The 18,357-nt window shown below is 36.2% G+C and carries 12 protein-coding genes; 6 read left to right on the top strand and 6 right to left on the bottom strand.

Features of this window, described 5'->3' with window-relative positions; genetic code table 11:
* Positions 1 to 29: 29 nt before the first annotated feature.
* Entirely contained in the window at positions 30 to 692 is a 663-nt protein-coding gene (locus QP953_RS16585) for a phenylalanine--tRNA ligase beta subunit-related protein (protein ID WP_309551921.1), read from the top strand.
* Between the two features lie 4 nt (positions 693 to 696).
* Positions 697 to 1,605 carry a polymorphic toxin type 23 domain-containing protein gene (locus QP953_RS16580; protein WP_309551919.1) on the top strand — a complete coding sequence of 303 codons (909 nt, stop codon included), beginning with the start codon at positions 697 to 699 and terminating at the stop codon, positions 1,603 to 1,605.
* 33 nt (positions 1,606 to 1,638) lie between these two features.
* Here the strand turns inward: QP953_RS16580 and QP953_RS16575 are convergent, their stop codons facing one another.
* Positions 1,639 to 3,015, bottom strand: a complete 1,377-nt coding sequence (locus tag QP953_RS16575; RefSeq protein WP_309551917.1) for an MATE family efflux transporter — start codon at positions 3,013 to 3,015, stop codon at positions 1,639 to 1,641.
* Between the two features lie 384 nt (positions 3,016 to 3,399).
* Between QP953_RS16575 and QP953_RS16570 the strand changes: the two genes are divergently transcribed.
* Together QP953_RS16570 and QP953_RS16565 are read left to right on the top strand one after the other, a co-directional pair.
* Positions 3,400 to 3,786, top strand: a complete 387-nt coding sequence (locus tag QP953_RS16570) for a VOC family protein (protein ID WP_052592132.1) — start codon at positions 3,400 to 3,402, stop codon at positions 3,784 to 3,786.
* Positions 3,787 to 4,114: 328 nt separating this feature from the next.
* Entirely contained in the window at positions 4,115 to 5,290 is a 1,176-nt protein-coding gene (locus QP953_RS16565) for a thioredoxin family protein (protein WP_309551915.1), read from the top strand.
* 77 nt (positions 5,291 to 5,367) lie between these two features.
* Here the strand turns inward: QP953_RS16565 and ychF are convergent, their stop codons facing one another.
* Positions 5,368 to 6,471 (bottom strand): redox-regulated ATPase YchF, encoded by a 1,104-nt coding sequence (ychF, locus tag QP953_RS16560; protein WP_052592136.1) that lies wholly within the window; start codon positions 6,469 to 6,471, stop codon positions 5,368 to 5,370.
* A gap of 777 nt (positions 6,472 to 7,248) precedes the next feature.
* On the opposite strand from ychF, the gene QP953_RS16555 reads away from it, so the two are divergent.
* Positions 7,249 to 10,518: a S41 family peptidase gene (locus tag QP953_RS16555; protein ID WP_309551913.1), complete on the top strand. Its 3,270-nt coding sequence runs from the start codon at positions 7,249 to 7,251 to the stop codon at positions 10,516 to 10,518.
* 125 nt (positions 10,519 to 10,643) lie between these two features.
* On the top strand, positions 10,644 to 12,008 hold the full coding sequence (locus QP953_RS16550; protein ID WP_052600389.1) for a hypothetical protein: 1,365 nt from the start codon (positions 10,644 to 10,646) through the stop codon (positions 12,006 to 12,008).
* Between the two features lie 102 nt (positions 12,009 to 12,110).
* On the opposite strand, the gene QP953_RS16545 is transcribed toward QP953_RS16550, so the two are convergent.
* From QP953_RS16545 to QP953_RS16530, 4 genes are all read right to left on the bottom strand, one after another.
* Positions 12,111 to 12,692, bottom strand: a complete 582-nt coding sequence (locus tag QP953_RS16545) for a hypothetical protein (RefSeq protein ID WP_052592141.1) — start codon at positions 12,690 to 12,692, stop codon at positions 12,111 to 12,113.
* 247 nt (positions 12,693 to 12,939) lie between these two features.
* Positions 12,940 to 13,953: a fatty acid desaturase gene (locus QP953_RS16540; protein ID WP_309551911.1), complete on the bottom strand. Its 1,014-nt coding sequence runs from the start codon at positions 13,951 to 13,953 to the stop codon at positions 12,940 to 12,942.
* A 328-nt stretch (positions 13,954 to 14,281) separates the two neighbouring features.
* Positions 14,282 to 15,160 (bottom strand): alpha/beta hydrolase-fold protein, encoded by an 879-nt coding sequence (locus tag QP953_RS16535; RefSeq protein ID WP_309551910.1) that lies wholly within the window; start codon positions 15,158 to 15,160, stop codon positions 14,282 to 14,284.
* Positions 15,161 to 15,320: 160 nt separating this feature from the next.
* Complete coding sequence (locus QP953_RS16530) at positions 15,321 to 18,242, bottom strand: GH92 family glycosyl hydrolase (protein ID WP_309551908.1); 2,922 nt, start codon at positions 18,240 to 18,242, stop codon at positions 15,321 to 15,323.
* Between the last annotated feature and the right edge of the window lie 115 nt (positions 18,243 to 18,357).

Below are 18,357 nucleotides of genomic sequence, written 5' to 3'. Positions count from 1 at the left end.
CTAAACTATAAAAGCATTATTACACATTTATGAATAATATTTCTATTGCTCCAGAAATAAGAAAAAAATGCCCTGATTTGGTTTTGGGCTGCTTCTCTTGTCAATTGACTTGGGAGGCTAGTTCAAAAGGACTCGAAAAAAAAATACAAGATACTTGCGCTTCTTTGGCTCAAGAGTTGACTAGACCAGAGGTCAGTCAAATTGAAGCGATCGCTTCTTCTAGAGCAGCTTACAAGGCTTTGGGAAAAGATCCTAGCCGTTATCGTTTATCGGCAGAGGCTTTATTAAGGCGAGTAGTCTCTGGAAAGGGATTGTATCAAATTAATACGATTGTAGATACATTGAATTTAATTTCCATAAAGACGGGATATTCGATAGGAGGCTATGATGCTGCAAAAATAGAGGGGGATATTGTGTTGGGAATAGGTGCAAAAGGAGAACTTTATGAGGGGATAGGAAAGGGAGATTTAAATATTGAACATTTGCCTGTTTTTAGAGATAACAAAGGGGCTTTTGGTACGCCAACGAGCGACTCTACTCGAACGATGGTGACAGAAAATACAAGTTCTTTTTTGATGGTTTTTCTAAACTTTGGAAATCATGCCACTTTAAAAGATAGTTTGATACAGACCAAGAGCTTGTATGAGGAATATACGAATGCAACGGATTGCCAAACTTTAATTATCGAGTAATCTGATGAAGCAATTTTTTTTGTCAACGTTCTTTTTTTTGATAACATGTAGTGCAACTGCCCAACTGGATTTTGGACAAGGTTTTGGCGGGCAGATTGGTTTTTCTTTTAATTTGGGAAGCCATTTTAACCGAATTGGTTTGATCGCAAAGGTTTATTTCCATTACGAATACATACAAGCAAATTTACAACTAGCAGGTTATTACAATCCACGTTCTTTTGCAACAGAAATTCCTTCTTGGGAGGGGCAGCTTAGAGTGGGAGTTGTAGCTGCTTTTGGAGCTAAAGATTCGGTGCATTATAGTCCTTTTATTCATGAAATTAGCAACCAAACAAGTCGCCCATATTCCATTGGTTATAGCTATAATTTTTATTTGGATAATATAAAAACTTCTCAATTAACTGGGACATTTGGTTTTGGAATTTATGGTTTTAGTTTGTTGATGGAAAATGATTTTTTGGCATTTTTTCAAGAGGATAAGCACAGAACTGGAGCGGTTGGTTTATATTATAGAATACAAAATACTCAAATTTCGATTGCTAATATTGCTTGGACAGCCGATCCCTACGGTCCAGGAAGCATTACCATGAAATCAAAGCAATTTCCTGCGAAATATGGTTATCGAGCCATGAAAGATGTTTTGTATCAAGAAAAAAGTGCTGGCGTATTGGCAATAGGAATAGAACAGTATCTAGGTTTTGGGCAATATTTAGGGGCAACGCTAGGGGTTGATGCAGATCAAGTAAGAAATGCTTTTCAAAATCTATTGATTCACGATTCCTTTTTATTAACAGATCCACATATTCCAATGATCGACACCGAAGGAAAACAATATTTGTACGAAGAAGGACAAAAAGTTCGACCTGCTAAATTGTTCTTTCAGATACAAGGAAATAATACGGCATTGTATTAGTTCAGCAGGCTGTTTGTTTTTTAGTTATTCGTATTATTCTATTTTAGAAGGGGTGCCCAGTTGACGATAAGCCCTCCATAGGAAAATAGCGGTTACCAACATTGACAAAACATCTGCAATAGGAAAAGCATACCAAATGCCATTAATCCCCCAAAAACGAGGAAGTATAAAAACCAATGGGATGAGGAAAAAACCTTGTTTGGTTAAGGTTAGTAATAACGCAGGGACGGCTTTCCCGATAGCTTGATAGTAGGAAGAACCAATCAATTGTATGAGTATCAAAGGCATTGCCATAAATACAATCGCCATAGCTTCGGGAGTAATTGCTAAAATCTCTTTGTTGGTAGAGAAAAGTTTAACAATTGTAACTTGAAAATACAGAATACAGATGTATATAAGAATCGCAATTAAGCTTCCATAAATAATTGATTTTCGAATGGTTTCTTTGACACGATGGTATTCTTTTGCGCCATAATTATAACTGGTAATAGGTAAAAAACCTTGTGTAATTCCTGTGATTGGGAACATAGCGAACATCATAACACGATTGATAATTCCATAGACCGAAATATAAATTTCGCTACGTCCATAAGTATATAAGGAGTGGTTGAGGACAATAGCCAAGATACTAATCACTCCTTGGCGTGCTAAGGAGACAAAACCCAAAGAGATAATTTCAGAAATAATGGACCAATGTAGGACTAAGTTTTTTTTACTAATTCTCAAATCGCTATCGCCTTTTACAAAGAACCAAATGGTATAACTAGCACTTACAAAATACGAAAAAATAGTAGCCAAAGCAGCTCCTTGCATTCCCCAATCAAGCCAATAGATAAAAATAGGATCTAGCACTAAATTTAAGATAGCAGGAACAAGCATTACATTCATAGCTATTTTGGGAAAACCTTGTGCTCGAATAACATGGTTGCTCATCATTCCCCACGACAAAAAAGGTATGCCTAGCAGTATGATGGTGAAGTATTCTTTGGCAAAGGGCATGATGTCGTCTTTGGCACCAAAGATCATTAATAACTCTTCTTTGAAAATCATTCCCATGATAACAAAAAAGGTAGCAATAGACATGTTTAATGTGATCTGATTGCCAAAGACTTGTTGTGCGTGTTGGTTGTCGTTTGCACCTAATGCTCTAGAAATGATTGAGGCGCCTCCAATTCCTATCGACATTCCAATAGAGGCGATTAAAAATGTAACAGGTAAGACAACTGAGATAGCTCCAATTCCCATGGCACCAACCCAATGCCCTACAAAGATAGTATCGACAATCAAATAGATAGACATGACTAAAAAACCAATTGCAGCTGGAATTCCTTGCTTGGCAATCAATTTGTCGATTGTCTCGGTGCCTAATTCGTTGGATTTTTTTTCTGTACTTAGATTATTGGGTTGCATACAAGTTCTGGAATATAAGTAAATGTTTAGAAAAAAATATAGCAACCATAATAAGTTACTGTTTGACTCATAAATGAGATGCGTGTTCAATAACTTTTACCGATAATTTTTTATGCTCACTTACTTAGGTGCTAATAAAAGAAATGTGTATTTTGTAATTATAATTTGTTGGTTTTGGTAAATTGTAAAGGTTTATTAAAGGCACTTATTTGCAAACATAATAAAGTAAGAATTGTTCATTTAGTTTAAAATAAAAAAGTCATTATTAAAAGGCATTAAACTTGTAAAACTGCTGGATCCTAGTATTTTAAATTAAAAGATATCTGCATTGTATTTCTTAAGTGTCACCAACTATTATACTTATCAACTTAAAATTTTATAACTATGAAACGGGTAACAGGAATTGGAGGCATTTTTTTTAAAACAAAAGACCCTCAAAAAAGCAAAAATTGGTATCAAAATCATCTAGGGATAGAGTCTGACCAGTATGGGGCAACTTTTAAGTGGTTAGAAAAAGAAAACCCTGAACAAGAAGGAAATACGGTGTGGAATGCCTTCCCAGAAGATACAACTTACTTTAATCCTTCTGAACAGGAATTTATGGTTAATTACAGAGTAGATGATTTAGAGGCTTTGTTGACTAGTCTAAAAGAGGAAGGCGTAACGATCGTAGGAGAAATGCAAAGCTTTGAATATGGTAAATTTGCTTGGATTTTGGATCCTGATGGTTACAAGATTGAGTTGTGGGAGCCCGTAGATGAAAAACTTTAGAATGACAGTTCTATGACGTTGAATTAGAACAATTGGTCTTATTTTAGTGTTATCGAAACGAAAACAATGCATCTGTTGTTTTAAAGTGCCTTTATTCTTCTTTATTAAAAGTAGTAGTTCGTTGATTAGTTCGCTACGCTCATGAGGGCGCAAGCTTAGTTTTTTACTTTTTTACCAAAAAAATAAAAAAGCACATTTATATTAGTTTGATAACCAAAGCTTTAATACGAAACGAAGCAAAGTTGCAACTTGCTGATTATCAAACTAATAAAGTTTAGCTTCGCTGCTAATGCGTGGTTTCAACGAACTATTGTAAAAGCAATCCATGATGAAAAATTACTTACTTACTTTTCTGTTTACGACCCCATTGTTTATGATTTCCTCATTGATAAATGCTCAAGGTATTGATTTTGAAGCAGTAGACTGGGAGTCGGTAAAAGCAAAGGCGAAAGACTCGAATAAACCAATTTTTGTTGATACCTACGCCTCTTGGTGTGAGCCTTGTAAGTGGATGGATAACAATACTTTTTCTAAAGCCGAAGTCGGTGCGTTTTTTAAAGAAAACTACATTAGTTATAAGTTGGATATAGAAAAAGGAGAAGGAGTAGATTTTGCGAAAAAATATAGGGTGACTTCTTATCCAACTTTGTTGTATTTTGATGCAGAGGGGGAGTTGGTACACCGAATTATTGGTGCTTACAAAGCAGAAGATTTAATTACTAAAAGCAAAGAAGCTCTACTGCCTGAAAATCAAATTTACACTTTACAAAAGCAATTTGAAACGGAAAAAGATAATCCAGCTTTTCTTAAAAAATATGCTGAAGCATTGAAACGTGTTGGAGAAGATTATACCTATATAGCCGATGTATACATTGATTTGGTGGGGATGGAGGCACTAAAAGAGGCGGAGCATTTTGATGTTCTGGAGCATTGTATCAATAATTATAACCATAGAGCTTATCATTATGTCGTAGCTAACAAATCAGATTTTATCACAAGTTTGGGGATAGATAGAGTTGATAGTTATTTGGATGCCGCTTTTAACATTCGTTGTTATGAAATTATTGAAAATGGTTCGAGTCAAGTAGTTATTCGTGATTTTTTACAAGAAGTAAAACAAATTTTGCCTGATAGGGTAGAGTATTTTAAGACGAGAATTGATTTTTATAGCAAGCGTGGAGATGAGCGCAGAGATTATCGTTTGGCTCGCAAATATGAAAAGCATTGCAAGGATGCCAAAAGCTTGAATGGAATCGCTCGTTATATGTTGGATGTATATGGTAAAAGTAAAACGCAATTGAATGCGGCTTTGGAGTGGGTAGATCGAGCAATTTTGTTAGAAGAAAGTATCGCAACTCTAGAAACCAAAGCTTTGATTCTACTAGCCTTAGAAGATCGGGAGGCTGCTTTGGAAGTGGCCAATAAACAGTTAGAGCTGAGCAAAAAAGAGAATAAATACATCAAAGAAACAGAAGCTTTGATAGCTCAAATTAAGGGGGAATAATTGTTAAAATAAAAAAGCGTTGAAAGATTTCTAAATGATTCTCTCAACGCTTTTTTTTACAAAAAACGAAGTATATTCTATACGTTAAACATAAATTCTAACAAATCGCCATCTTGAACGACATATTCTTTGCCCTCTTGACGCAAAGTGCCTGTTTCTTGGGCACCTTTCCAACCATTGTTGGCAATAAAATCATCAAAACCAACGGTTTTGGATTTGATAAATCCTCGCTCAAAGTCAGAGTGAATAACACCAGCTGCGGCGGGAGCTTTGGTTCCAACTTTAATGGTCCAAGCACGTACTTCTTTTTCTCCAGCAGTAAAGTAAGTGATAAGATTTAGAATACTATAACAAGCGTGAATCAATTTATTGACACCAGGCTCTGTCAAGCCTAAATCAGATAAAAATTCCATGCGTTCCTCGTAAGTATCCAACTCCGCTATATCAGCTTCAATAGCAGCACTAACTAGAATGATTTCTGCATTTTCATCTTTTACAGCTTCTTTAAAAGCTTCAGTATGTTCGTTACCAGAGATAACAGAATCTTCATCAACGTTACAAACATAGATGATGGGTTTTGCAGTTAGAAGTTGCAATTGTTTGATAATAATTTCAGCTTCTTCTGTTTCGTAATCGTCAAAACTACGAACAGGTTTGCCATCTTCTAAGTGCTTCAACAAGTTTTCTAAGATAACGACTAATTTTTGTAGCGCTTTATCGCCACCTTTAGCCATCTTTTTTTGTTTTTGAATCTGCTTCTCAACACTTTCAATATCTTTGAAAATTAACTCCAAATCAATCGTTTCTTTGTCTCTAACAGGATCTACATCGCCATCAACATGTACAATATTACCATTCTCAAAGCAACGAACAACATGCACAATAGCATTTACTTCACGAATATTACCTAAAAATTGGTTGCCAAGTCCTTCCCCTTTACTAGCACCACGAATCAATCCAGCAATATCCACAATATCAATAGTAGTAGGAATTACTTTTTGAGGATTGATAATAGATTCTAATTTTGTCAAACGCTCATCTGGTACTGTAATCGTACCAATATTGGGTTCTTTGGTCGCAAAAGGATAATTAGCTGCTAAGGCTTTAGCAGAAGAAAGTGCATTGAAAAGCGTTGATTTTCCTACGTTTGGAAGTCCAACAATTCCACATTTTAATGCCATGTTGTATGTAAGTTAAATAGTTAGCAAATTTAGAAGTTAATGGCCACTTAATAAAATTTATAAATGCTTCAAAATGTCTAATAAAGACAGTTGTTTTTTGAAACATTTGAAACGTTATTGCCAAAACTTGCTGCAAAAATACAATTATTTGTCAAAGTCTGAAACAATAGTTCGCTGAAACCATGTAGTAGCAGCACAGCTAAATTTTATAAGCCTAAGAATTAACGACTTATGTTTTTATTTTATTTTGTATTAACCTTTTGATTATCAGTATTTATAATGCTTTTGAAATGCGAGGTAGTAGGAGCGAAACTAGCGGAGTTTATAACTCCATGAAATAAGCTACTATAAATGTGTTTTTTTCTCTTTCTGTTAACCAAATTTGCTGTGTGGTTTCTACTGATAGTACCGATGATTGCAGAGGATTAAAGAAAGCTTTTATCACTAGTTTTTCTTAATTCATCGTTTATAACAAGCCGTTCGTCTGATAATGTTGAATGTAATCCGAAACAAGCCCTTTCTCAATCCAATTATCGCTAGATATTTTTTAACTTAGAAGTTTCTATTATTACACATTACTCCGTTGAAAAATCGTATTAGTTTGATTATCAGTAAGATGTACTTTTGTTGACTTTTATACTAAAAGGCTGATAATCAAACTAATGCAAGATGATTTTTTACGTTTTTCGTAGGAAAACTAAAAAATCAACGGAGTATTATTACACTAACTACTACCAAAATACTACTCAAATGATAACAAATTGGAGATTATGCCTAATGGCATTATTATTCGTAGCAATAAATCAAGTATGGGCGCAGGATGGACCTCCTTTGTGGATGCGATATGCTGCCATTTCCCCAGACGGAAAGCAGATTGTATTTAGTTATAAAGGAGATTTATACAAGGTGCCTTCGACAGGAGGGACGGCAACAGCCTTAACATTGCACGATGCGCATGACTCTCGACCAGTATGGTCTAATGACGGTAAGCAAATTGCCTTTGCTTCTAATCGATATGGCAATTTTGATGTTTATATCATGCCAGCTACAGGTGGTCGTCCTACGCGTTTGACGTATCATTCCGCCAATGATTTTCCAACAGATTTTGCCAATGATGATAGCGGGGTGTTGTTTAGTTCGTTGCGCTTGGATAATGTTCAAAATAGAATGTTTCCTTCAGGACGAATGCCAGAATTGTATCAGGTTCCAACAAAGGGAGGGCGAGTGCAACAAATTTTGACCATCCCGGCTGATGATGCTGTATATTCAAAAGATGGAAAAATGATTGCTTATCACGATAGAAAAGGCTATGAAGATGAGTTTCGTAAGCATCATACCTCCTCTGTGACGCGTGATTTGTGGATGTATTCTATAGTGGACAAGAAATATACTCAATTAACTTCTTTTATCGGAGAAGATAGAAACCCTGTTTTTTCAAAAGACGGCAAGGAGTTATTTTACCTAAGTGAAGAAAGCGGGACAATGAATGTTCATGCAATTAAATTAGACGACCCCAAAAGTACCAGAAGGGTAACCAAACTAAAAAATCATCCTGTTCGTAACTTAACGATTTCTAATGAAGGGTTAATGTGTTTTAGTTATAATGGTGAAATTTACTTGCTAAGAGATGGCAACAAACCATTAAAAGTGTCGATTAACATCGTTGCAGATGCTCGTTACAATGAGAAAAAAACAGTTGCGATTAGTGCTGCACAAGAAATGGATGTCTCTCCAAATGGAAAAGAAATCGTTTTTGTCAATAGAGGAGAAGTATTTGTGACTTCTGTTGAAAGTGGTATGACAAAGCGAATTACCAATACAGCAGAAAGAGAACGCACAGCCAGTTTTAGCCCAGATGGACGTGCTATTTTGTATGCAAGTGAACGCAACGGAAGTTGGAACTTATATCAGACTAAATTAGGACGAGAAGAAGAAACGTATTTTTTCAATTCTACGATTCTTAAAGAAGAGCCTATCTTGGAAAGTAAAAACGAAACGTTTCAACCTGCTTTTTCTCCTGATGGCAAAGAGGTTGCTTTCTTGGAAGAGCGCACGGCTTTGAAGGTAATTAACTTGGAATCGAAGGCAGTTCGAGAGGTAATGCCTGCGGATAAGAACTATTCTTATGCAGATGGCGACCAAACTTATTCTTGGTCTCCAGATGGAAAATGGTTCTTGGTGAACTTTTTACAGCCTCAACAATGGATTTCTGAAGTTGGTTTAATTAAAGCCGATGGGAAAGAATCCGTCATTAACTTGACTCGTAGTGGTTATGGTGATTATGCGCCTAAATTTGTAATGGGGGGCAAAATGATTATTTGGGGATCAGGACGAGATGGTATGAAGGCGCAAGCTAGTTGGGGCGGACAGTCGGATATTTACGGTATGTTTTTGACAGAAGAAGGATGGGATCGTTTCAACCTAACAAAGGAAGAGTATGCTTTGTTGAAGGAAAAGGAGAAGGAAGACAAAAAGAAAAAGAAAACGGACAAAAAGGATACAGAGGAAGAAACTGAGGATAAAAAAGACCAAGATAAAGATAAAGAAGATAAGGATGGAAATGATGATGAAATTAAGTTGGAGGAAATAACAATTGATTTTGATGGAATTCACGATAGAAAAAAACGTCTAACCATTCATTCTGCTTCTATTATGGATGCTATTGTTTCGAAAGATGGTGAAAAGCTATATTATATGGCTAGCTTTGAGAAGGGCTTTGATTTGTGGGAAACAAACTTGAGAACTAGAGAGACAAAAATCTTAATGAAGCTAGGTGCTAGAGGTGGAGGAATGGAATTGTCTAAGGATGGTAAGTATCTTTTTGTTGTTAATGCAGGGCGTATCGCTCGCATTGAACTAGCTTCAAAGAAGAAAAAAGCGATTACTATTCGGGGAGAAATGATTTTGAAGGAAGCAGAAGAACGAGCTTATTTGTTTGAGCATGCTTGGAGACAAGTTGTTAAAAAGTTTTACAAAAAAGACTTGCATGGCGTTAATTGGGACTTTTATAAAAAGGAATATGCGCGTTTCTTGCCACATATTAATAATGGTTTTGATTTTGCAGAGATGATGAGCGAATTGTTAGGTGAATTGAATGCTTCTCATACAGGTTGTCGCTATCGTCCTCCTTATAATAGAACGGCCGATGCAACAGCTAGTTTAGGATTGTATTATGATGAAGGCTATAAGGGTAAAGGCTTGAAAGTGGCAGAAGTGATTAATAAAGGTCCTTTTGATAAAAAAGCGTCTAAATTGGAAGCTGGGCACATTATAGAAAAAATAGATGGTATCGAAATTCTAGCAGAGACCAATTTTTATCCAATGTTAAATAGAAAAGCGGGCAACTATACCTTAGTTTCTTTATTTGATCCAGCTTCTGGAGAGCGTTGGGAAGAAACGGTAAAGCCAATTAGCAGAGGAGCGGAGTTTAATATTCGTTATGATCGTTGGGTAGAAAACTGTAGGGAAACAGCAGAACGAGTTTCGAACGGTCGCATCGGGTATGTGCATGTTAGAGGAATGAATACAGAAAGTTATAAAACGGTTTACGAAGAAGTTTTAGGGCGTAATGCTGGCATGGATGCTGTTATTGTGGATACTCGCTTTAATGGGGGTGGTTGGTTGCACGATGACTTAGCAACTTTCTTAGGGGGAAAAATATATATGAAAATTTTGCCTCGTGGACAAGATATAGGAAGAGAGCCTATGTTTAAATGGTCTAAGCCATCTTGTGTTTTGATGGGGGAAGGAAATTATTCTGACGCGCATCTATTTCCATATGTTTACAAGGCATTGGGTGTAGGAAAACTGGTTGGAATGCCTGTGCCAGGAACGGGGACAGCTGTTTGGTGGGAACGTTTGCCCGGTGGATATGTTTTTGGTATTCCACAAGTAGGAATGGTTGGCAATGATGGTTCCTTTATGGAAAATACGCAGTTGGAGCCAGATGTGAAAGTAGCCAACGAACCATCAAAAGTAACCAATGGACAGGATCAGCAAATTGAAGCAGCTGTAAAGGTATTGCTTAAAGAAGTAGACGGAAAATAAGATTCAACGAATAGTACTGTTTTGTTCAAACATGAGTCATCCCGAATTTTTCGGCGATGACTTTTTTTTTGGAAAAAAGATAGGAATCTACTAGATTTAATTACCACAAAAAATTAGAGATTCCTATGTATTATAATAAACTACAAGATACAGAAAATATCAATAAAGAGAATGGAGCAGGATGGACAATTTTACATCGCTCACATCAATACTTGTCTAAATTACTCTTAAAACTAGATGAAGATTTAGATAAACGTTTGGTGCGTACATTTTATAATGTATTTATAGCAGTTTTAATGTCAAGAAATCGTTCAGATGCCTTGCTATTGACCGAGTTAGGCGCCTTAGTTCTTGGTCCTAAAAAAGCTAAAGCAGGAGTAAAACGTGTGAGTAATTTATTTCGCAGTAAGAAATGGGATTACCAAATAATAGATCAACATTTAGAAGAAGAGTTTGTTGCTAGATTGGAAGATAAGCAAGAATTAGGAAAAAGTTGGTTGATGCTCTGGGATGATAGTGTACTAGAAAAGCCCGAAAGTTGGTTTAGTGAAGGGCTAAGCCCAGTACACAGTAAGAAGAGTCAACGGTTAACACGAATAAAACCAGGTTATTATGATAAGCATAAACGTATTTGTGTTCCTGGATTTGAGTGGTCGGGTGCAGTTTTAACCTCCTTGCATGCGAAGGAAGTTCCTCAAATATCTAAAATGCGTTGGTTTGCCACAAGAGGTAAACATAAAGAGGAAAGTTCGGAGATATTTTATCGGATGTTTAATGCTCTAAATAAACGTGTAGCATCTACACAAGCGGATGTGCTTCATGTCTTTGATAGAGGTTATGCCAATGGTGTTTTTGTAGAACGTATGCTCAACTTTAAAGCAAAGTTTCTAGTTCGTTGGAAAAAGCTTAATAATTTGATTGATGAAAATGGAGTGAAGAAAAATACCTATCGTCTTTCTCTGGGACAAAAAGCTAAGGATCATCGCCTAATATGGGATAATATTCGGAAAGAAACGAGAAGCGTCAAAATACTCTACCGAAAAGTAGCTCATCCATGGTTTCCCCAAACAGATTTATACCTCGTTATTGTTCGTGATAAACGCAAAGGCACTTCTCCTATGTACTTGCTAACCAATGAAGTAATTGACACTTGTGGCAAAGCATGGGAAATGTTCTATTCTTATATGAAACGATGGGATATTGAACAGGTTTTTAGATATGGAAAATCAGAGTTGGGTATGGAGTCTCCTAGGCTTTGGTTCTTTGAAAATCGTCTTAAAATGTTGATGTTAGTTACTTTGGTAATGGATTTTTTGTTTCGGATGTTGAGGAACTTTAGAGCAACTATGACTACTATCATTAATATTTGGTGTCCTAGAACAGGAAATCGGCACCGAAAGACTTCGATGCCGATTTACAGACTTAGAAAAGCCATCCATTTTATCTTAACATTTTTATTTTGTCAATGTGCTTTAGAAAATTCGGGATGACTCATGTTTTGTTGCAACACGAAAACAAAAAAGCTTGCAATTCCTAAGAAATGCAAGCTCCTGATAAGTTAAGTTATATGGTATCCAGAGGATAAAGTTATTTTACATGAACGCAAAGAAAACGACAGCAGCAACAATAAAAATACCTGTCATAATACTACCGACAATCATTCCTGCAAGCCCAAAGCCTCTCATGGTAAATTTATCAGGGTTTTTGGCATTCAAAATTAGTGAAATAATAGATATGGTCAAGCCTATAATGGCAAGCCCTAAACCACCTAATAATAAGCCCAAAGAAGTAATTCCTATAGCAATTCCAGCAACAGCAGCTGAAAGCAAGCTAGCGATAAATGCAACGAACAAAATGAAGGAAAGGATAGACAATACCATTCCAACAATTCCCAACGCAGGGCTTCCAAAACCATCGTCTTTCTGTTTTTGAATTCCTCGAATTTTTTTCTGAATTCGTTGACGCTTTACAGTGTTTTTGCTTTTCTTCAAACGTTTTTGTAGTCTAGCTTGGCGTTTTTCAAGGCGATGCTTACGGCGGTTTTCCTTTTGGGTGACAGGGGGATTATCGTCTCTACTATCAACTTTTGAATATTCTACCGAAAAGCTTGAAAATAGAAGGGTGCAAACAAAGAGCAAACCTAGTAAAAATGGAGATTGGACAAATTTTTTCATCGTAATTCGAGTTTAAGATTAGAGTAGTTTACTAACCAAATGCAAGCTATCGAGCAAAGCTAGCCACAATGTATTTTACGAAGTGGGATATTCACAGGTATAGCTGTTTGATAATTAGACAACTACTAAGGTTAATGATAAATGGATTTCTAAACAAAGGTACAACTAATGTAGTGTAGATCAAAAAAAAACGGACTCGATTGATACGAATCCGTTTTTTTAACTATTCAGGAAATGAAAGGTTCACTTATTGAGTATAAAATTGCAACTTTTCTTTTGAGAAACGTCTAGTTCTTTCTTTCATAATGGCAATAGCCTCTTCGTCAGATGCAAATGTATTGCCGTTAATGTTGACTAAGTGCTTGGCTAAAATATCGTATCGTTTGACCATCAGTAGCACCCAAACTAATTGAAAATCTAGTCCTTCAAATATTAAAGATTTATTATCAGAGTATTTTTGCAAATTCTCTTGAAATTTAATCGGCATATCTGTCCAATGCATATTTGGAACCAAATGATGTCCAATGTGGTAACCATCATTGAAGCATTTTTGGTTGTATCCAGAATTAATGCAAGTAATACTACTTGTATAGTCGTTGTCGGGATCGTTGGGATCGACAAAGGCATGTTGTCCCCAATTACCAGACATCATAGCAAAACGAATAATTAACAATGGAATGATAAAAACAGTCATTGTAGCTCCCAAATTAACAAAAATACAAAGCAAGGCTAAAATGGATAGGTAAGTAAATTCTGCTCTAGCAGCCTTGATGCCGAGTGCTTTTCTTTTTTTGCCAAAGAAGTATTGTGCTAGTTCAATGATTCCTATTAATAAAAAACGCAAGTAATAGTGCAAAAAACCAAAGAAACTATCTCTTTGAAATGGCATTGTAGAGCTTTTGTCTTCTGGCATATTGCCCTCATTGTGGTGCATCCCCATATGATGGATGAAATACAATTCAGGTGATTGTCCCAACAGAGGCCCCAAAACCCAAGGAATGTATTTGTTCCAAACTTCGTTTTCTCGTTTGAAAAATGGTCGATGACTTGTATTGTGCAACATTAAGGTGTAAGGTCCCAAAAAGACAACGATAGTTAAAAATAGATGAAATGCCGCCCACGCCCACCAATAGTTGCCTTGCAATAAAGGGGAGTACAAAAGGATAGCAGATGGTATTAGTATAAATGTAATTTTTAGCATTAAATGAATAAAAGGCAAGTCTCTTTCATCTCTAATTTTAGTGACAAAAAATTTATCCATTCCTTTCAATTCTTTTTTTACGAATATTGGATCCGTAATTTTTGGCAGTTCTCTCATTATAAACTTGATTGATTTCAAAATTTCAGCAATGATTACATGTTCTTACAGGCACATAACACAATGCTGTCCTATTTCTTGGTGCAAAGATACGTTTTTTTGACGAGTTCTTAGTTTTCGATTCTAAATTGTTCCATAGAATTTTTAAAAGATAAGCCTTATTGATTATTGGTCAAAACGATGTTAATAGAGAATAATCAATGGTTCTATCTAGTTAGACGATAAAAATAAGAAATACCCCTAAGAGCTGTACAATACTTGGTGTAAATACCTATTGAGATTGCCACGATTCGAGGCAAAATTTAAGGCAATTGATATTGGTTGGATATTCCCACAATTCGGCTAAACGGTGTGATTTTTTAGGAACAACTTTGAATTGATGCTCAATGCCTTTGGAGTGAAAAAAGGCACTCATATTAGGGCTTCCTTTTCGCTTGTTGTTCAACACATATTGATCGTTTTCACCAATAAGCATATAAATGGGAACTTTACGTTGTAAAAGTACATCTAAATTTTGATTGGCAGCTTGTTGCAATCGTTCCACCGCATAATCGCTGACAAATGCACTAGAGACAACAGAGGCAAATTGATTCGGAAAGTAAAGTGCAAAGTTTAGAGCTCCTGTCGCACCTCTAGAGTGTCCTAAGATAGAAATTTTGGAAGGATTTAGGCTAGTATGGAAATTCCTATGGCAATAACGTCTCAATTCTTGGGCATCCAAACTAGTTATCATCGCTTCATTGGAGTTGGAATACCACTGCATTTTATTAGTGTTTGTGCCACCTCGTACGGCAATTAGTACAAAGTTATCTGATATAAATTGTTGTTTTATCCAGTGATTTAGACTAGAGGCAGGAAGAGCTCCCAAAAAAGTAAATTCATCTTCTCCTTGACCGTGAAGCAAGATCATTAAGCCATATTCTTCCGTGTTGTCTTTTGACCAGTTGGGAGGTAGGTAAACATTAAAATCAACATGCCCTCTTTCTTTGCTTTTAAAAGAGCCATGAGTATAGTTTCCAGTTTCAAATTTTATGGCACTTTGAGGAAGTATTTTTTTTGATTGGATGTCATTGTCATTAGAGCAACTCAATATAAACGTAGAGCAGATAAGAACTAAAAGATGAATTAGTAGTGATGGGAATATTTTCATTAAGTTGACTTTTTTGTAATAATGTTTTACTCAGACTTAGTTTTGTTGCTTTTTAAAAAGTTGAAAATAAATCATTCTATGCATCATGAGTAGGTTCTATAAAATGGTTCGCTGTTTTTTTTATATGAAAAAGCAGCGAACCACGAATACAAAATAATAATTACTTTATCGTAATTTCATCGGCAAAGATCCAAGTGTTTCCTCCTGCACCAAGATGCCATTCAGGGCAAACGCCATAATTAGTTGCCAAAACTTTGACATAACGAGCCATTGATTTTTTATCCAAATCAAAGACTAAATTTTCGGTAAAAGCACCGTATTTATTATCTGGAAAATCACTAGAAGTCTCTCCCAATGCTTGGAAGTTTTTGCCATCTTTTGAGATGAAAAACGCTACTTTTTTAGGATAGAAAATCCAAGATTGAATATCCTGCAAAAATCCCACTTCAATGCTAGCAATAGATTTTGGTTCTCCTAAATCAACAATAACATCCAAATCTTTTTGGTAGCCTTGCCAAGAACCTGTTCTAAAATTAGCTCCTCCCCGCAAATGATCAATCAATGCCTTGTCACCTCCCGCAGCGTACTGGTTTTCGTATTGGCTATTGATTGTAATGGCACGGTTGTCATTGATTTTAATAATTTCTTCTTGAATAACAGCACTTTCTTTTCCTTCTGGATTGATAGCAATTAATTGAAAATTAGTAGTTTCTTTGATAACAATTCCTTCTGAATAAATAGGACTTTGAGCGGTTGGTTGGCTGCCATCTATGGTATAGTGAATCATACAATCTTGACAAGCTGCTCCCATTTCTACACGCATTTCATCTACAAAAGTTTTCCCTGTTGCTAGCAAATATGGTGCAGGAACAATCAATGCCTCTGTAATTTGAGAAGGAGGAATGGCTTCTTTTGAAGCAGCCCATTGTTTATTAGGCTGGCTTCCCATTTCAAAAATTAGTTCGCCTCCTTTCATAATAACATCATGTTGAAGATAACCTAGATTATAATCTTTTCCATTGAGTTGAACCGATTGCACGTATATATTTTTAGAGTTCAACCCGTTTGCTTTGATGGTAAATTGTTTTCCGTTTTCTAGATTTAAACGAATTTTTTCAAAGGTTGGACTGCCCAATGTATAGTAATTGGTCCCAGGAGTAACAGAGTAAAAGCCCATTGCACTAAGGTTATACCAAGAAGACATTTGCCCACAATCTTCATTACCAGAAAGACCATCAGGAGCATTTTGATACATCTCTTGCATGATTTGATGCACTCTTTCTTGCGTTTTCCAAGGCTTTTGGATGTAATTATACAAATAAGCGACATGATGACTCGGTTCATTGCCATGGGCATATTGCCCAATCAACCCTGTAATATCTACTTGATGTCTACCTTCTAATGTGCTTTCAGTGGTGAATAATTGATCTAGCTTTTTTTCAAAACTATTGGAACCTCCCATCAATTGAATCAAACCTTGAATGTCTTGTGGTGCAAACAGCGTATACTGCCAGCCATTCGCTTCTGTATAATTAAAGTTGACTTCACTTGGCTCAAAAGGAGAAAACCACCCTCCATGTATCCTACCTCGTAAGAAGCCACTATTGGGATCGTATAAATTTTTGTATCCCTGTGCACGTTGAAGGTAAGATCGGTATAAAGAATCATTTCCAATTGCTTGAGCAAATGTGGCAATACACCAATCGTCATAAGCATACTCCAATGTTTTTGAAACCGATTCGGCTTCTTCGTCACAACCTATAAAACCTTTGTCTTTGTAAAAAGATAAGCCTAAATGGTCTTTCATAGCACTGTGTTGCATGGCTTCTAAAGCAAGTTGAGTATCGAAATCTTGAATTCCTTTTGCATAAGCATCAGCAATAACAGAGACAGAATGATAGCCAATCATACAACCAGTATAATTACCCGCTAGTTCCCAAACAGGAAGTTGCCCTCCTTGCTGATATTGAGCCAAAAAAGTTTTGATAAAATCGGTGGTTCGTTTGCGTTGCAAGATTGTATAAAGCGGGTGGGTGCCTCTAAAGGTATCCCATAGGGAGAAAATAGTATAGTTGTCAAAGTCTTTCGCTTGGTGTATCTTCAAATCAGTACCACGATATTTACCATCGACATCCATAAATAAATTAGGAGCTAAAAAGGAGTGGTAAAGCGCTGTATAAAAAATTGTTTTTTGATCTTCTGTACCTCCTTCTATTGCTACTTTTTGCAATTCTTTTTCCCAAGCTTGATTAGCAGCCGTTCGAACTTTTTCAAAATCCCAATGCGCAATTTCTTTTTCTAAATTCTTTTGAGCGCCTTCCATAGAAACACTAGAAATGCCCACTTTTACTAACAATTCTTGATCGTTATTATCAAAATTAAATTGAGCATGAACCACTTCTTCTCGATCGTTCTTTAGCAAAGCTGGTGCTTTGAATGGCTTTGAGAATTGTAAATAGAAATAAAAATGCTGATCCGTTGCCCAAGCATTAGAGCGTCGAAAACCTCGAACGGTTTGCTCGTCTACTATTTCCAAACTGGCAGCTAAGAGCTGATCTCTATGTTGTAAATCTAATAAAACATTTTGTAGGGCGCCTTTTGGAAAAGTGTACTGATGCATTCCTGCGCGAGCTGTAGTAGATAGGGCAACCTGAATGTTTCCTTCTTGGAGCTTTACCTCATAGTAACCTGCCGACGCTTTTTCGGTATTTTTTTCAAAAGCAGATTTATACTTTGTGTATTCTAAACTCGGAGGGATTGTCTGGCTGTGTGGCATTAACAATAAATCGCCATAATCAGAAACCCCCGTGCCACTTAAATGTGTATGGCTAAAACCATAGATAACCGAATCGGTATAATGGTATCCAGAGCAACCGTCCCAACCCGTCAAGCGAGTGTCAGGGCTTAGCTGCATCATGCCAAATGGAAGTGTTGCACCGGGATAAGTATGTCCGTGTCCCCCTGTTCCTATGAATGGGTTAACGTATTGTGTGTAAGTGGTAGAATTGTTAGAGGAGTTGGGTTGAGGTGTTGTGCAACCAATGATGAAGACTATAAAAAAAGATAAGAAGAACTTGTTCATTGTATTTTATGGAAATTGAATAAAGGAAGATAATAATGTTTAATAATCAAGTTAAAGTTAAGAACGTTTTTTTAAGTACGAAGCATCGTGAATATAATTAAATTGAAATAAATAG

It is taken from the genome of Aureispira sp. CCB-E (assembly GCF_031326345.1).
Classification (GTDB): domain Bacteria; phylum Bacteroidota; class Bacteroidia; order Chitinophagales; family Saprospiraceae; genus Aureispira.
Note: the sequence above shows the minus strand (reverse complement) of the source record. Positions and strands in the feature narration are given on the sequence as shown.

Coding starts and splice junctions, on each gene's coding strand:
- QP953_RS16585 (WP_309551921.1), top strand. CDS start 30: ATGAATAATATTTCTATTGCTCCAGAAATAAGAAAAAAATGCCCTGAT.
- QP953_RS16580 (WP_309551919.1), top strand. CDS start 697: ATGAAGCAATTTTTTTTGTCAACGTTCTTTTTTTTGATAACATGTAGT.
- QP953_RS16575 (WP_309551917.1), bottom strand. CDS start 3,015: ATGCAACCCAATAATCTAAGTACAGAAAAAAAATCCAACGAATTAGGC.
- QP953_RS16570 (WP_052592132.1), top strand. CDS start 3,400: ATGAAACGGGTAACAGGAATTGGAGGCATTTTTTTTAAAACAAAAGAC.
- QP953_RS16565 (WP_309551915.1), top strand. CDS start 4,115: ATGAAAAATTACTTACTTACTTTTCTGTTTACGACCCCATTGTTTATG.
- ychF (WP_052592136.1), bottom strand. CDS start 6,471: ATGGCATTAAAATGTGGAATTGTTGGACTTCCAAACGTAGGAAAATCA.
- QP953_RS16555 (WP_309551913.1), top strand. CDS start 7,249: ATGGCATTATTATTCGTAGCAATAAATCAAGTATGGGCGCAGGATGGA.
- QP953_RS16550 (WP_052600389.1), top strand. CDS start 10,644: ATGTATTATAATAAACTACAAGATACAGAAAATATCAATAAAGAGAAT.
- QP953_RS16545 (WP_052592141.1), bottom strand. CDS start 12,692: ATGAAAAAATTTGTCCAATCTCCATTTTTACTAGGTTTGCTCTTTGTT.
- QP953_RS16540 (WP_309551911.1), bottom strand. CDS start 13,953: ATGGATAAATTTTTTGTCACTAAAATTAGAGATGAAAGAGACTTGCCT.
- QP953_RS16535 (WP_309551910.1), bottom strand. CDS start 15,160: ATGAAAATATTCCCATCACTACTAATTCATCTTTTAGTTCTTATCTGC.
- QP953_RS16530 (WP_309551908.1), bottom strand. CDS start 18,242: ATGAACAAGTTCTTCTTATCTTTTTTTATAGTCTTCATCATTGGTTGC.